This is a genomic window from Bacteroides clarus YIT 12056, assembly GCF_900129655.1.
GTDB classification, from domain to species: Bacteria; Bacteroidota; Bacteroidia; order Bacteroidales; family Bacteroidaceae; genus Bacteroides; species Bacteroides clarus.
Genome location: NZ_FQWK01000002.1, coordinates 424,060 through 439,584 on the forward strand (window position 1 = coordinate 424,060; position 15,525 = coordinate 439,584).

At 44.8% G+C, this 15,525-nt stretch carries 10 protein-coding genes; 4 read left to right on the forward strand and 6 right to left on the reverse strand.

Translation table 11 applies throughout. The annotated features are described in order from the left end of the window. Nucleotides 1-3: 3 nt before the first annotated feature. The 3 genes from BUB52_RS03975 to BUB52_RS03985 all read right to left on the reverse strand — a co-directional run bounded on the left by BUB52_RS03975 (nt 4) and on the right by BUB52_RS03985 (nt 6,784). Complete coding sequence (locus BUB52_RS03975) at nt 4-3,228, reverse strand: SusC/RagA family TonB-linked outer membrane protein (protein ID WP_073212611.1); 3,225 nt, start codon at nt 3,226-3,228, stop codon at nt 4-6. Nucleotides 3,229-3,274: 46 nt separating this feature from the next. Then, nucleotides 3,275-3,790: a sigma-70 family RNA polymerase sigma factor gene (locus BUB52_RS03980; RefSeq protein ID WP_009122702.1), complete on the reverse strand. Its 516-nt coding sequence runs from the start codon at nt 3,788-3,790 to the stop codon at nt 3,275-3,277. A 216-nt stretch (nt 3,791-4,006) separates the two neighbouring features. Beyond that, nucleotides 4,007-6,784, reverse strand: coding sequence for a two-component regulator propeller domain-containing protein (locus BUB52_RS03985; RefSeq protein WP_009122703.1), 2,778 nt, complete (start codon nt 6,782-6,784; stop codon nt 4,007-4,009). Between the two features lie 172 nt (nt 6,785-6,956). Here BUB52_RS03985 and hemW point away from each other — a divergent pair, with 172 nt between their 5' ends. Further along, nucleotides 6,957-8,090 carry a radical SAM family heme chaperone HemW gene (hemW, locus tag BUB52_RS03990; RefSeq protein ID WP_039950964.1) on the forward strand — a complete coding sequence of 378 codons (1,134 nt, stop codon included), beginning with the start codon at nt 6,957-6,959 and terminating at the stop codon, nt 8,088-8,090. A gap of 325 nt (nt 8,091-8,415) precedes the next feature. Then, on the forward strand, nt 8,416-8,769 hold the full coding sequence (locus BUB52_RS03995) for a hypothetical protein (protein WP_009122706.1): 354 nt from the start codon (nt 8,416-8,418) through the stop codon (nt 8,767-8,769). Between the two features lie 140 nt (nt 8,770-8,909). Here the strand turns inward: BUB52_RS03995 and BUB52_RS04000 are convergent, their stop codons facing one another. The 3 genes from BUB52_RS04000 to BUB52_RS04010 all read right to left on the reverse strand — a co-directional run bounded on the left by BUB52_RS04000 (nt 8,910) and on the right by BUB52_RS04010 (nt 12,956). Further along, nucleotides 8,910-9,662, reverse strand: a complete 753-nt coding sequence (locus BUB52_RS04000) for a LytR/AlgR family response regulator transcription factor (protein ID WP_022219813.1) — start codon at nt 9,660-9,662, stop codon at nt 8,910-8,912. A 128-nt stretch (nt 9,663-9,790) separates the two neighbouring features. Next, a complete protein-coding gene (locus BUB52_RS04005) occupies nt 9,791-11,821 on the reverse strand; it encodes a tetratricopeptide repeat-containing sensor histidine kinase (protein WP_009122708.1) in 2,031 nt (676 codons plus the stop codon). A 10-nt stretch (nt 11,822-11,831) separates the two neighbouring features. Next, on the reverse strand, nt 11,832-12,956 hold the full coding sequence (locus BUB52_RS04010) for a DUF2027 domain-containing protein (RefSeq protein WP_039951022.1): 1,125 nt from the start codon (nt 12,954-12,956) through the stop codon (nt 11,832-11,834). Nucleotides 12,957-13,329: 373 nt separating this feature from the next. Between BUB52_RS04010 and BUB52_RS04015 the strand changes: the two genes are divergently transcribed. After that, complete coding sequence (locus BUB52_RS04015; protein WP_009122711.1) at nt 13,330-14,559, forward strand: S-adenosylmethionine:tRNA ribosyltransferase-isomerase; 1,230 nt, start codon at nt 13,330-13,332, stop codon at nt 14,557-14,559. Between the two features lie 65 nt (nt 14,560-14,624). Beyond that, on the forward strand, nt 14,625-15,128 hold the full coding sequence (locus BUB52_RS04020; RefSeq protein WP_009122712.1) for an NUDIX hydrolase: 504 nt from the start codon (nt 14,625-14,627) through the stop codon (nt 15,126-15,128). The last annotated feature ends 397 nt before the right edge of the window (nt 15,129-15,525 follow it).

The window sequence follows — 15,525 nt, forward strand, 5'->3', positions numbered from 1 at the left end:
TTTTTAGAAAGTTAAGTTTAAACCGAACGTAACATTGCGCGTAAACGGGTAGCGACCGTAAGCTGTTACCTCACGCGAGGCTTCCGGGTCCCAACCGTCACGTATCTTACTGGTTTCCCATAAATCCGACCCCGTTACATAAACACGCGCATAAGTCAGGAACTTAGTTTTCTCCAGCCATTTGGCCGGGAAAGTATACCCTAAAGAAATATTCTTCAGACGCAGATAGTTACCATTCTCCACCGACCAGGACGAACAACGGTAGTTATAAGTATTAATCTGATCGACATTCGTATAAGTCGGATAGTAAGCGCCCGGATTTTCCGGCGACCATACATCTCCCACCGAGAAATTCGGAGAGTTCAGATGCGGCTTCATTACAGGAATACGCCATGCGTCATTGCTTTTATTGGAACTACCGGTACGCCATATAGTACGCTCTCCCACACCCTGGAATACGACAGAGAAATCAAAGCCGTTCCAGTTCAGTCCGCCATTGAAAGAGAAAGAGATTTTCGGGTCATCTGTTCCCAAATAAACGTAGTCCTCCTCAGTCAACTTACCGTCACCGTTCACATCTTCATACATATTATCACCCAAACGCAGGTTGGTAGGCATATCGATGGTATTATTGCCGGTATAACGGTAAAGGTATTTCTCCAATTGCTCTTCATTCCGGATTTTGCCTGCATACTTCAAGCCGAATACGGAGTTCAACGGATAACCCTCACGGTCGGAACGTACACCGTCCGTAATCGTTGCGCTTCCGCCATTGTCGGTCAGTTTATTGGTTGTATAGGTAAATGTTCCACCGATACTGTAACCCACTTTACCGATTTTATCCGACCAATTGAGGTTTCCTTCAAAACCGTTGGCTTTAAAACTACCCACATTGGCGGTAGGAGCCTTGTCGCCCAACGTTGCGGGGTAAGACACATCAATCAGCATGTTTTCGCAGACTTTCCAGAAAAGCTCCGCCGTTCCTTTCAACCGGTTACCGAACAAGCCTAAGTCAAGACCGACATTGTAATTCTGAATGGTCTCCCACTCACGGTCCATACTGAGCAACTTACCGTTTGTATCGATATAGGAAATCTTTTCACCTCCTATCAAAGCGCCTTTATTCTGATTGAAGTTGTAAAGCTGAATACCATCGTAACGGTCAATGCCGCCTTGATTACCAACCGTACCATAAGATACGCGCAGTTTCAAATCATCAAAGATATTAAGATTCTTAATGAGAGCCTCCTCGCTTAAACGCCAGCCGGCCGATACGCCCCAGAAGAACGCCCAGCGGTTTTCGGGTTGGAACTTGGAAGAACCGTCATAACGGAAGTTACCTTCCAGCAAGTACTTGGAAAGATAATCGTAGTTGACGCGGGCAAAATAAGAAAGTAACGCTTCCTGCCATTTCTCCGGTCCTTTATTGTTATCATTAACCAAAGTCACTTCTCCGATACCATTGATTATATCCAATGACGGCAGAATATTCTTAGCTTTGGTTGTGGTATAGTCATACTCCTTAAAACTATATTGCGTACCCAACATCACCGCAATATCGTGCTTGTCCGCGAAAGTCCGACTCCAGTTAGCATAAGCATTAAGGGTGTAAAGGTCTGTCTGGCTGTTGCTCTTGATATAGTTGCTTTCTTCCTGCTGAGGATTAGTCATTACTTTTTTAGTGCCGGCATAGTTATACCAATCAATAGATGTCCGTTGTATATCCCGTGTAGCATTGTTCGTGTTATAACCCAAAGTAGCTACCGCATTAAAATGTTCGTTGAAAGTATACTTAAACATCTCGCTGATATTAATACCCGTAACTTTCAGTTTATTGTCGCCTCCCAGTTCGCAATACCAGTTGGGCGCTCCCCATGTACCCCAGGCATAAGGCTTTCCATCTGTTGTAGACGAAGGGAAACCCGGCTGCTGTGTAGAAGCCGTCAGCGCGGAACCGACCTGTGTAGGCGCTACCTGATCCTGACGGAAGAATGAAAGCACGGACTCTATATCAAACTTATCCGTCACATGGAAAGTATTATTCAAGCGGAGATTATAACGCTGGTTATTATTGTTACCCCATTTCAAATTACTATCATCGTACATATAGCGGCCGGACAAACGATAAGTCGTCTTTTCACCGCCACCGGATACGCTCAGCTCGTGAGAGGTAGACATTGCCGTACCCCACAGGATATTCTGCCAATCGGTATCAAAGAATACAAAGTCCGCAACATCGGTAAAAGCATTATTAAAGGGATTCACCGTATTATCCAAATCAATATAATGCCCCTTGTTTGCCTGAGCTAAAGCGGTATATTGCAGCCAAGTATCGTCTTCCGGTTTATAACCGTCGTTCAGTCGGGCTTGCGTAACGGCATTACACCATTGGTCCAAGGTCATCAGCTCCGGCTGAAGTCCGACAAACTTTGCAGTTACCGAACCGCCATATTCCACTTTCGCCTTACCGGCCTTTGCCTTTTTGGTCTGAATCAGAATTACACCACCGGCAGCCTTACTACCGTAAATAGCGGCGGAAGCATCTTTCAAGAAGTTGATAGACTCGATATCCGCCGGATTCAACTGGCTGAATGATTCCGATTCCACCCCGTCGATAATCACCAGCGGATCGGAATTGTTCTTGGAGAATGAACCGCGCAACTTCATATTCCAGCTTTCATCACCCGGCGCTGCCGAGTTACGGGTAATCACCACACCGGGTACCTGCCCCTGCAAAGCCTGTGCGGGACTGGAAAGGGCGCCTTTGTCTTTCAACATCTTATCATCCACCACTGTAACGGCTCCTGTCAGTGTTTCTTTTTTCTGAGAGCCATAACCTACGACCACCACTTCCGCCAACACTTCCGAATCTTCACGCATTACAATCTTCTGAAAAGCTTTTGTGTCTGAAGCCGGAATTTCCACTGTTTTGTAACCGATATAAGAGATGACTACAACAGCATTCGGAGAAGAAACATTTAAAGTGAAATTACCGTCGATATCCGTTATCACTCCATTGGTTGTACCCTTTTCAAGTACACTGGCGCCAATTACGGACTCGCCTGTCGCATCAACGACCAGTCCTTTCACCGTGCCCGCCTGCATAACGGATTGCACACCTGCAGTCCCGGCAAAGGCAGGCAATGAAGCTCCTGCCGACAATGCGGTAACCAGCATGGCTGAAAAGAAAAGTTTTCTCGATGAGAACTTCAAGAAATCATTTTTCATACGTTTATAATTTAAAATTAACATTCTCGTTAGTACGCTATATTTATTATATACATTGTCTGATATATTCACGGACCTCATGCCGTCCGATACGCAGGTGGTTTTCCACTGTACGGTGTGAGAGGTTCAATTCCGAAGATATGTCCGCTATCGACTTATCCTCAAAACGGCTCATCGTATAAATTTTCCTGCGTTGAGTGGGAAGGACACTGAGTTTACGTTGTTCCAAAGCGGCTAAATCATCAGATATTATACGGCTCTCGGTATCGTTGGTACAAGTTTCGGCATGATCGTACATATAAGAGGAAATTTCCTGCTTCTTATAAAAACGACGCAAATAATCATTTACCAGATTGCGGGAAATGGTATAAATAAAAAATTTCACTGTATCGGGACGGAGCATCTGCTTGTATTCCATTAACCGCAGGAATACATCCTGTGATAAATCTTCAGCCTCTTCCCGGCAGTTTACCTTATGTAATATATACAGGTAAACCTGGTTATGATAGCTTACATAAGAATCGGCTATTAATTGAGAAGTTGTCATCGTACTGTTTTCCATATCTCAGATTTTTGGGTTTACGTTTGTTTTACGAAAGCAAAGATATAGATACATACACAGATAACATCATTCTACCATGCCTAATAAATCTCGCTTAATCCTATTAGACTAAAACAAGCGTAAAACACAATAAAACAAAGATTTAAGAATTTGAGACTCCCAGTATCAACTAATAATTTGAGACTCCGGCAGTCATTTCAAGAATAAATTCCACGGTTATTCATTCGTTTTTCCGATACTGCGAATGTATTCATTGGGAGTAATGCCCGTGGCCTTTTTAAAGTAACGGAAGAAAGAGGCGCGAGAACTGAAACCGCAAAGTTCGGCAAGCGCGCCAAGAGTATATTTGGAGTATTCATCTTTAGCAATCAAATGTTTGAATTCAGCGATACGGTAATCGTTGATATAGTCATAGTAATTACGGTTCAGATGCTGATTAAAAAGATAGGACAGAGTATGGGCGGACGTCCCTATCATAGCCGCCAAATCCGCCACTTTCAAATCCGGATTTGTATAAGCCTTCTCACGATGCATGATATTCTCCAATTTCCCGGTGAGACGCTCACATTCTTCAAGACTGATTTTACTGGTCTTGTACTTTTCTTCCGTGACAGCGGTCTTGGGCTCTACTTCGGCAACAGGCAAAGGCTCAACCGTTTTCTTTGACTTCCCTCTCCGCCTGTAAAAATAAAAAACGCACAAAAGCGACAAGACAATCAGAATAACCGCCCCCACAATCCAGGCCATAACCGGATAGGCAATATGTACCGCCATACTGATTTCCGAATCGGCCACACCGACACGCCGCACCTTAAAGCAATAATTGCCTGACGACAAATCATAGTAAGTGATATCCGACCGCCCCATCAGCATCTGCCAGCCTTCTTCCTTACCTTCCAGCTTGCACTCATAAGACATATAACTGGGATCGGTAAAATTCAAAGCGGAAAAGCGAACCGTCAGATTGTTTTGCGAATTTTCCAAATCCACCCGCATCTTATCCTTATTCCATGCGGGCGCTACCGGATGTTTGCCGTTTACAAAGACATCTGTAATCCTCAAAGGGCGATTATGTTGCAGAAACTCTCCTTCGGCATGGGTATTCATATAAATCAACCCTTTCGAGTTTCCCATCCAGATACGGCCCTGCCCGTCTTTTACAGGCAGGCAGAATATAAAGATAGGACTGGGAATCCCGTCTATGAAATGATACAGGATAAACGTGTCCTTCTTGTCATACCGGTACAGGCCGTTGCTGGTACCGATCCATAGCCAGCCCTCATCATCTTCTATCATAGACATGCAATCCTTACCCTCGAGCAAGGTATTAGGCTGCAAATGGCGGAAATGATTCATCGACAAATCGGATATATACATAGGGCCTTTGTCCGGCAGGAAATAAAGCTGATGCGCGGAATCTTCAAATACGGTACGGATTTTCTCCTTATGAATAAATCCCTCCGGAAAGATATCCACTTTTAAACTTTCGGAAGAAGGGTCCCAGATGCACATGCCATTCTCCGTACAAACCCACCCCTTACGTGTAGAATCAAAGTAAATCTCATATACATTCCCCTCAGGCAGCTTAGAGTTGGCACTCGTATAATGGTTCAGCATCCTGCCGTCCTTATAGCGGAATAAGCCGACAGAGGTCCCTATCCATAAGCATCCTTCCGCATCAGACTTAATACAGAATATCTGCCCCTTGACAAAAGGTTGCGCCACGCGAGGCTCAAAATCGCTAATGGTCAATGTTACAGGATCCAGCACATACATCCCGCCGCCATAAGTTCCGACATAATACTTCCCCTGAAAGGCATAACTACAAATAATCATACTGGAACGCAACTGCGGAGCGCTGAAACCGGCATACCTTCCCCGCTGCTCGTCAATAAAATATAAACCGTCACGAGAACCTATCAGTTTTTCACTTCCCCGGAAAGTTATGGTCCTTACAGGCATATCCTTTGTATCAAAATAAGGCGGATAACTGTACGTACGGAACAATTCGCTCTGATAAAGCGTATAATCCAATCCCAATTGATAGAAACCCACCCAAATCAACCCGTCCCTATCCACCAGCAGGGAGTACACCGAATTGGAACGCAAACTACCGCCTTTTCCGACTTCATGCTGGAAAGAACGGACTATCCTGCCCTGTTTCGTAGAAATAAAGTGCACCCCGTTGCCGTCCGTACCTACATACAACAAATCCTTCCCGTCACAAGACAAGGAAGATATTACATTGCAACCTACATCCAGATAAGAGTCGAACTTATGCGTACGGGTATCAAAACAAGCGATTCCCTGCCCCATCGTACCCAAATAGATAACCGGACCGATACGGGCGATATTGGTATACGAGCAAATATGCTTGTCTTCCACTATGAAATAATAAGGAACTATTTTCCGGTTTTCCAATTCCAGCGAGTAAAGTCCGCTCGATGTAGCCATCCATAAGATTCCGTTTTCTCCGAAACTCAGCCCGTTGATGATATTGGCAGCGGATAATACGTTGGGGTCTATCAGAATATGTTCCAACCGTCCTTGCCGGTAAATAAACAGCCCCGCCTCACTGCCGATGTAAAGTCCCCCCTTGCCGTCGGCCAACAAAGAACGGACACCGCATTTGATTGTTTCCGCAGCGATGGCATCCAGCTCGCGCTTCTCATGATTCACGCGCCACAATCCCATGCCATTCCCCATCCATATCTGGTTACCTTCCGTTTCGGCAATGGCATTGACACGCTTCAACTTTTCATTATTGCCTGAGACAGGATAACGTTTCAGGTGGACGCCGTCAAAACGCTCTAATGAAGTTCCCGTACCAATCCATACATATCCTATCGAATCTTTGTATAAAGCATTGACCACCAAATCGGAAAGTCCCTCGGTGACGGACAGGCCACGGAATATAGATGTCTGCGCGTAAGGAGCATAAGAAACCAACAGAACAAAAAGTGCTACTATATATCTGAGTGTTATGCTTTTCATACAATGTAAATTGGATTCCGTTGCCGTGACAACGCTACAAATATAAGGAAAAAACACAGTCCTTCCGCATTTCAATATCCATTTTAGTATTAAATACAGGCAAAGATTAAGAATCACTCAATTCAAAGCAGAAAAAAATTGTATATTTGCGCCCCAACCAACTTACAGGCACATGGCAGGTATCTACATCCATATTCCCTTTTGCAAGACACGTTGCATTTATTGCGATTTCTACTCCACCACCCGTAGCGAACTGAAAGACCGCTACATCCATGCGTTGTGTAAAGAGTTGCAAATACGGAAAGAATATCTGAGAGAAGAGCCCGTCGAAACGATTTACTTTGGTGGCGGCACCCCTTCACAACTTGCGGAAGAAGATTTCCGGGAAATATTTGAAACCATCCGGAAATACTATGGAATGGAGCATTGCCGGGAAATTACTCTTGAAGCCAATCCCGACGACCTGACCGAAGAATACGCCGTCATGCTGCAACGATTGCCTTTCAACCGTATCAGCATGGGAATACAAACTTTTGACGACGCTACCCTGAAACTGCTGAACCGCCGCCATAACGCGGCGCAAGCCGTCAATGCCGTACATCATTGCCGCCGTGCGGGTTTCAACAATATAAGCATCGACCTTATCTACGGCCTTCCCGGCGAAACGGACGAACGCTGGAAACGTGATTTGCAACAAGCCGTCAGCCTTAACGTAGAGCATATCTCCGCTTACCACCTGACATACGAAGAAGGCACCCGCATCTACGAACTTCTGCAAACGCACCGCATCCGCGAAGTAGACGAAGAAAGCAGCCTTCGCTTCTTCTCCACCCTTATGGACACGCTTGGCAGTGCCGGCTACGAGCACTACGAAATATCCAATTTCTGCCGTCCGGGCATGTATTCCCGCCACAATACATCTTACTGGAAGGGAATTCCCTACTTGGGTTGCGGTCCTTCGGCACATTCATTCAACACAGATACCCGTGAGTGGAACATATCCTCGTTGGAAGACTACATACATTCCATCGAAAACAATCACCGCCGGTTCGAAAATGAATATTTAGACCGTACCACCCGCTATAACGAATGTATCATGACCTCCATTCGCACCAAGCGGGGACTGTCCCTGAATGATTTGGAACGGGAATTCGGCAAGGAACTATGGCAATACTGTATGAATATGGCGCGTCCGCACCTCGATAGTGGAAAATTAGAAATACGCGACAGCCACCTCTGTCTTACCCGTAAGGGAATCTTTGTATCAGACAGCATTATGAGTGATTTAATGTTCATAGAAGATTGAAAGCCGTCCCCGGAGCAGACAAGCATATCTTTTTGTACACCAACATCTCTATTTTACTATCATATTAACACAGATTCGTCTTCCATATTACATCCGCATTACAAAATAAAGCCGATTTTGTTCATTTTCATAGTCATTAATTGATGTAAATCAAGAAATGAAGGTGCAACCCGCACTTTTCCTTCTATTCATTTTTGTGTTATAAAACATATTCCTATATTTGCATAGGTAAAAAGAAAAAGCTAAGCGCTTACAATTGTTTTCAGTAGGTATTAGATTTATTATTAGATTAGTTTTTAGGTATAACAATTAAAAAGTAGGTATTATGAAACGTTTAGGATTAACATTAGTGGCAGCAGTATGTCTGGCTGCCAGCACATTTGCAGCAGGGAATCAACCGACAACTGCAAGATGGGAAGGTAACATCAACGTAAACAAATTGAGTAAGTATTTGAATTTGTCCGCCAATCAGCAGGAAGAAGTCACAAATATCTGTGAATACTTCGACGAGCAGATGTCGCGTGCTACAAGCTCAAAGAAGAATCAGGAAAAGTTGCTGCGTAACGCGGTTTACGGTAACTTGAAATTAATGAAAAGAACTTTGAACGAAAAGCAATATTCCGACTATGCCAAAGTTTTGAATGTTACGTTGCAAAACAAAGGTATCGAAGTGAAGTAACATTCACTTCCGATAAATACGGAAAATGTATTTTAAAATAGATAAAAAGGGTACTGATTAGTTCAGTACCCTTTTTTTGCTTGTCAATATCGTTAGAGTAATGACGACATCAACTTCCTAAACCAGTTATTGGCCTACTTTCACAAGCAGAAACGATCTTGTAATTCTTTCTTATATTTTTTTGAAACAAGCAATTCGGTAACTTTGTCAAAAGGCGGATATAAAACACACTTATTATCCCGTATAAGCATCAGATAATCTATATTGATGATATACGATTGATGTATTTGTACGAAACACGGAGAATACAAAGTAATTTGTTCGGCAGTCATTCCCCGGCGTAAAGTCAGAGGCGGCTGGTTATTCAATATTACCTCCCACTGCTTGCGTTCGGAGCAGTAACGGAAAAAGCCTATCTCCGCCGGACGCAGGGCACGCATATCATTAGTCGGAGTAAAAACGATGAAAGTCTGCCCGGTGTGCACAGGACTCCCTACCGGTAGCGACACCCGCTGGCCGGCTTCAACCTGTTTGACGAAACGCGTCAGAATATCTTTCAGGTCTTGTTCTTCAAAAGGCTTTAACAGATAATCGAACGCAGCTTCCCGAATAGCCTGTATCATATACTTGTCATACGCCGTATAAAACACAACCCTCATATTCCACGCTACGTTATCGCGCATCTCCTGCAACAAATCCAGCCCCGTCATATCCGGCATCTCCACATCCAAAAACAGCAAATCGGGTTGTACTTTCGTAATCAGCTTTTTCCCTTTCCTGCCGTTTCGTGCAGTGCCTTCCAAAGAAAAGCGAGCATCTTTCCGTAATTCAAAGCTCAGATTTTCAAGAGATACTTCATCATCATCTACTATAACGACTTTGTACTTGTCCATATTCCATGTTTTGTTTTGGCAAATATAAAAATTTTCTTGTTTCCATACAAAACCAGAAACGGACATTTACAGACTATTCATCCATAACCCGTTCTATCACCCCTAAAAACATAACTAAGCGGCTATTCTTAGATTTTATAATCGTACTTATCCGGTAACAGAAAAGTTACTTCACATCCTACCTCGCCATCCGGCAAAGTCACGTTATGCACGGCGACGTCAATCGCTTCCTTATTTTTCATATTCAGAATCTGAATCGTTTGCATGATGACTTTCATGCCTGTACCTGTGCCTCTATGCCGGCTGTCCGGACGATAACCGCCACCGTTATCCGTTATCTTAATGCGAATGCCTCTCTCCTGCCGGTCTACGGTAATCCATAAATTCCGTTCTCCCTCCTTGCCTCTCAACGCATGTTTTACGGAATTTTCCACCGGAATCTGTATCATCATAGAGGGCAGCCATACCTGTTCAGGATGCACATCTTCCGCTATTTTAATATCCGGGCGGAAAGTCGCTCCGAGCGAACGGCGTTCCAAGTCGATATAAGTTCCGACAAAATCCAGCTCCTCGGACAAAGTGACACATAACTGTTCCGCCAGTTCCAGATTTCGCCGCATCAGTTTCACTAATGACGCCAACTCCTGCTTCTCCTCTTCCCTACGGTTCACAACCTCCTGATTGAGAACATTGAATATAAAATGAGGAGACAAGCGGTTACGGATATTCTCAAGACGGAGCGTAGAGACTGTCCTGCGATTTTGAGCGAGCAGTAAATCATGCTTCTTCCTATTATAAAGATAAAGAAAAACGGCAATCAAGAACGCTATAACGGCAATCGCCAATGTCACGAGACGAGTTTGCCTCAATGCCAGCACCTCGTTTTCCTGTTTCTGAAACAAGACCTTATGCGCCATCAAGGTAGAGTCCTGCTGATAACGCAAAGTCAAATCCGCCGTACGCATCCTTATACGCTCATTGCGAATAGAGTCGTCCAAGCGGTCATTTTTCTTCAGATAATCGTATGCTCGCTGATAATTACCGGTTTCTTCGTGAAATTGCTGCAAATATTTATTACGGATATGTATCATGTCCGCGTCTATCTCCGGCGAAGCTTTACTCACCGTCAGCAACCGCCGTGCCTCCGCAAAGTCTTTACGCTGCAAAGCCAGCTCTATTTTCTGCGTATCGATATAATAAAGCGCGGTAGTGGAACCTATCTCTTTAAAGAAAGGCTCGCACAAATCCAGATATTTGGCAGCCGAATCCGCTTCGTTCCGTTGAAGAAAACAGTCGCTCAGGTTCAAGTAACTCAGATTAAGCCCCCAGCGCATATCAGGATAATCTTTCACAAGCTCCACCACCTTCCTGAAGTAACCGATTGCCGTAGCGTAATCCCCCCGGTAATAATACGAGTTTCCGCGATTATTCAGATAAAAATGCTTTTCATCCGGAAGCATCTCATCATAGTTCTTAGCCGCAAGTTCCGAATAGTAGTCACATTGCTCATAGTCGCGCAGTGTCATATATCCCTGCGCCAATCCATAGTAGATGGGAAACTTTCTGTCCGAAGGCATATTCAGCGAATCACAAATCAACAGTGCCTTCCTGTACCAGAAAACACCCATATCCAGCCTTCCCAAATGATTGTTGGCATCGGCAAGGTTTATCAGAATGTCCGGAATGGTCTCCGGTTTCGTTCCCTGCAATCTCCATTCATAAGCTTTCTTGAAACAAACTTCCGCGGAATCTATATACCCTTTTCTCGAATAGATATTACCCTTCATATTGAGACATTCGGACTGCAAATCGGCCAACCGGTGCGAGAAAGGCTGTCTGCCGGTAAAATCCTCAATCTCCCGAATCAAAAGTTGCGCAGAATCGATATCGGAAGTGGCCAGGCAGGTTTTCAAAGCGACGGAAAGATAGTTGTACCGTACCAGACTGTCTTTCGCAGCCTTCATTCTTTGCAAGACCTGTGTCCTCATCCTGCGCGGAGCCGTTGCCACAGAATCGACATGAGTACTGAAAAAAGAATCGAATTCCCGCATTTCAGATATCATGTCACCGCCGCCTTTACAAGTACAGGCGCCCGGCAATACAATCCCCGTCCATAGAAGAAGAAAGAAACCGATGCAGCTTTTCAGACCACTCCGCATACTCCGTGTTTTATTTTATTGTAACCATCGTAGCTCCGAACCCATATTCCTGGAAAGAAGCGTCTTGTGTCTTACAAGCCGTATATTTCCGTTTCATCTCATCCAATAAGGCTTTGCGAAGCACACCGTCTCCCTTGCCATGAATGAAGACGATACGCTGCTCACGCTTATTCTTGTATTGCTCCATTACCTCGCGAAACTTATCCAACTGGTAGTTCAATATCTCGCTGTTACTCATGCCACGCGTATCATCCAGCAATTCGCCGATATGTAAATCCACTTCGATGATTTCATTTTTGCCGCCCCGCTTGACGATAGTCTGAGGCTTGGACGGGACATCCGCCGTTTTCTTCTGCATCAGGGCGTCCTGCAAATCCTCGGCCGACACGTAAACCTGTTTGGCAGGAGCGTCATTCTTCACCACATCGTACATAAGCGCGGGAGTGTCAAAAAAGTCGGTATGCCGGAATGTATGCAGTTTATAGAACTTCACCGTATCGATACGAATTTCCACATTGACAGCAGGCTTCATGGCAAAAGAGCGATTGTCCTTGAAAGCGACCAACTGAACGGCTGCACGCTCCCTGTCATTCAGCTCCGATTTTTCAAATTCCTCTAACAAAAGCTTTGTATTCGGTTCTATCAGACCATGCGAACGGACAGTCCACGACTTGCCTTCCGCGCTTAAATATGTATAATACATACAGTAATTGCTATCGTTCACCAAATAGGCCTCAAACGGAGTGGTGCTTACCGCCTTGATATCCTCCGGAACAAAGGCAAGGTATACATTCAGTACATCACCGCCCTTCATTTCCGGCTGACGATAAACGGATATCCGGGGTTCGACCGGACGCTCCACCCGCTGTCCGGAGCCCGAAGCGGAAGATGCCGGCTTTGAGGTTGCAACAATCGTACGAGCCGCCGATTGCTCCTCCGCCCTCTTCTTGGCTGCTTTAGAAGCCGAAGTGGGAATATTATAATCATCCGTTTCAATCACCACACATTCGCGCACCGGCATCGGAATGTCAAAACCGTCGGCATCTTCTACCAATACTATGTCTTTTCCACGGAATCCCGTCACGACACCACCGCCTACTTCACTGAGGAAGCGTACTTTATCTCCTATTTTCATACTTTCCATTCTGTTTTTTTATCATTACCCGGAAGATGCGTCAAAACCATGGCAGACATGCGATTCCGGCATCCTCTTTTATCTCTCGCAAAGTTAGGAATTATTTGATGATTATATACAAACATACTTTGTTTGTATCGCAAAGTTTTTATTCATGCGATGCAATCTTAAAACAGAAGTTTCATTTCTAAGAATAAAGCTTTAGTTTATAAGAATCAAACTTTGATTTCTATAAACATAACTTCCGTTCCAAGATTGCGTGGTAAGTAAAGTAACTCTCCGGGCGCTTCGGCAAGACAATCATTAATTGCCTGCATATAATTCAAATCTTCCCAAATATCCGTACCTTTGCAGTCCCTAATAAAACAAAGATATGAAAGAAGATCCCAGACATATTAGAATCAGCGAATTCAATTACCCCTTGCCTGATGAGCGCATCGCCAAGTTTCCATTGCCTGTACGCGACCAATCCAAGTTATTGCTGTATCGCCACGGTGAGGTTTCCGAAGACGTATTCACCTCCCTGCCCGATTACCTTCCGGCCAACAGCCTGATGATTTTTAATAACACCAAGGTTATCCAGGCGCGTCTGCACTTCCATAAAGAGACGGGAGCGCTTATCGAAGTGTTCTGTCTCGAACCTATCCGACCCAACGACTACGCTCTTAATTTTCAGCAGACGGAACACGCCGCATGGCTCTGCATGATAGGAAATCTGAAAAAGTGGAAAGAAGGTACGTTAAAACGGGAAATGGTTGTGAAAGGAAAACCGCTTACCTTGACTGCCGAACGGGGAGCGTGCCATGGTACCAGTCATTGGGTGGATTTTCGTTGGAACAATCCGGAAATAACATTCGCCGATATTCTCGAGGTGTTTGGAGAGTTGCCTATCCCGCCTTATCTGAACAGGGAGACACAGGAAAGTGATAAGGAAACCTACCAGACCGTTTATTCCAAAATAAAAGGCTCGGTAGCCGCTCCAACCGCCGGACTGCACTTTACTCCACGGGTTTTGGACGCTTTGCGCGGGAAAGGAGTGGAACCGGAAGAACTGACGCTGCACGTAGGAGCCGGGACTTTCAAGCCCGTCAAAAGCGAAGAGATAGAAGGGCACGAAATGCACACGGAATACATATCCGTCAATCGCAGTACGCTGGAGAAGCTCGTAGCGCACGAAGGAAAAGCCATTGCGGTAGGAACAACTTCCGTACGTACGCTGGAAAGTCTCTATCACATAGGTGTTACTCTTCTGAACAATCCCGACGCCACAGAAGAGGATTTGCATGTAAAGCAATGGCAACCCTATGAGATGACTCCCGAAACGGCTGCCACACCTGCCGTAGACGCCTTGCGAGCAATCATAGCCTATCTTGACCGGCATCACATGGAAACGTTGCATACCAGCACGCAAATCATCATTGCTCCGGGATACGAGTACAGAATCGTAAAAGCCATGGTGACCAACTTCCACCAGCCGCAAAGCACACTGTTACTGCTTGTCTCGGCATTTCTACATGGAGATTGGCGGAAGATTTACGACTATGCCCTTGCCCATGATTTCCGGTTCTTGAGTTACGGTGATTCGTCGCTGCTGATACCTTGATATTCTTTAAAGGATATCCGGCACGACATTTTTATTGATAACACCCATAAAAAGCTCTGAATAAAATGAACAGCGACAACAATCAGGAAATGTTTCCCCTTGTCGATGAACAAGGGAACATTATAGGTGCAGCCACCCGCGGCGAATGCCACAACGGAAGCAAGCTTCTGCACCCCGTAATTCATCTGCATGTATTCAACTCCAAAGGAGAATTATATCTGCAGAAACGTCCCGAATGGAAAGATATACAACCCGGCAAGTGGGATACGTCGGTAGGCGGACACGTTGATTTGGGCGAAAGTGTGGAAATGGCCTTGAAACGGGAAGTACGCGAGGAGTTAGGGATAACCGACTTCACACCGGAAGTCATCACCAATTATGTTTTTGAATCCGCACGCGAGAAAGAGCTCGTGTTTGTACACAAAACCGTATACGACGACGAGATACATCCCAGCGACGAGTTGGATGGCGGACGTTTCTGGAATATAGAGGAAATCAAAGAGAATATAGGAAAAGGGATATTCACGCCCAATTTCGAGCAGGAGATAGAACGAGTAAAGCTGATATAATAAGTAAGTGTTGAAATTTAATTTATAGCAAGAATAATCTAAGCCTGAAAGGATTTTAGTTTTAAGCCTAAAGGATTTTAGCTTTAAACTTGAAGGATTTTTAGCTTTCAGCCTGAAAGGCTCTTATCTATAAGCCCGGGGTAACACCCCGGGAATAAATGTTCCCGGTATTCTGCGCCCTGTAAGGGCAAAAGACGAATATGCAAATCTTTTGCCCTTACAGTACTCCCGGGGTGTTACCCCGGGCTATAAGATAAAAAGGCTTTCAGCCTTAGGTTACGCTATATCATCGTTACTGATATAAATTAAATTTCAACACTTATTTAAAAGGGTGTGTCAAAACTCCCCTCATAAATAGAAAATCACCCTCGCCACAGATAGTCGTAGCGAGGGTGAT

What these genes read in the sequence shown, in the direction of transcription:
- BUB52_RS03975 (WP_073212611.1), bottom strand. Translation starts at nt 3,228, where the DNA reads ATGAAAAATGATTTCTTGAAGTTCTCATCGAGAAAACTTTTCTTTTCA.
- BUB52_RS03980 (WP_009122702.1), bottom strand. Translation starts at nt 3,790, where the DNA reads ATGGAAAACAGTACGATGACAACTTCTCAATTAATAGCCGATTCTTAT.
- BUB52_RS03985 (WP_009122703.1), bottom strand. Translation starts at nt 6,784, where the DNA reads ATGAAAAGCATAACACTCAGATATATAGTAGCACTTTTTGTTCTGTTG.
- hemW (WP_039950964.1), top strand. Translation starts at nt 6,957, where the DNA reads ATGGCAGGTATCTACATCCATATTCCCTTTTGCAAGACACGTTGCATT.
- BUB52_RS03995 (WP_009122706.1), top strand. Translation starts at nt 8,416, where the DNA reads ATGAAACGTTTAGGATTAACATTAGTGGCAGCAGTATGTCTGGCTGCC.
- BUB52_RS04000 (WP_022219813.1), bottom strand. Translation starts at nt 9,662, where the DNA reads ATGGACAAGTACAAAGTCGTTATAGTAGATGATGATGAAGTATCTCTT.
- BUB52_RS04005 (WP_009122708.1), bottom strand. Translation starts at nt 11,821, where the DNA reads ATGCGGAGTGGTCTGAAAAGCTGCATCGGTTTCTTTCTTCTTCTATGG.
- BUB52_RS04010 (WP_039951022.1), bottom strand. Translation starts at nt 12,956, where the DNA reads ATGAAAATAGGAGATAAAGTACGCTTCCTCAGTGAAGTAGGCGGTGGT.
- BUB52_RS04015 (WP_009122711.1), top strand. Translation starts at nt 13,330, where the DNA reads ATGAAAGAAGATCCCAGACATATTAGAATCAGCGAATTCAATTACCCC.
- BUB52_RS04020 (WP_009122712.1), top strand. Translation starts at nt 14,625, where the DNA reads ATGAACAGCGACAACAATCAGGAAATGTTTCCCCTTGTCGATGAACAA.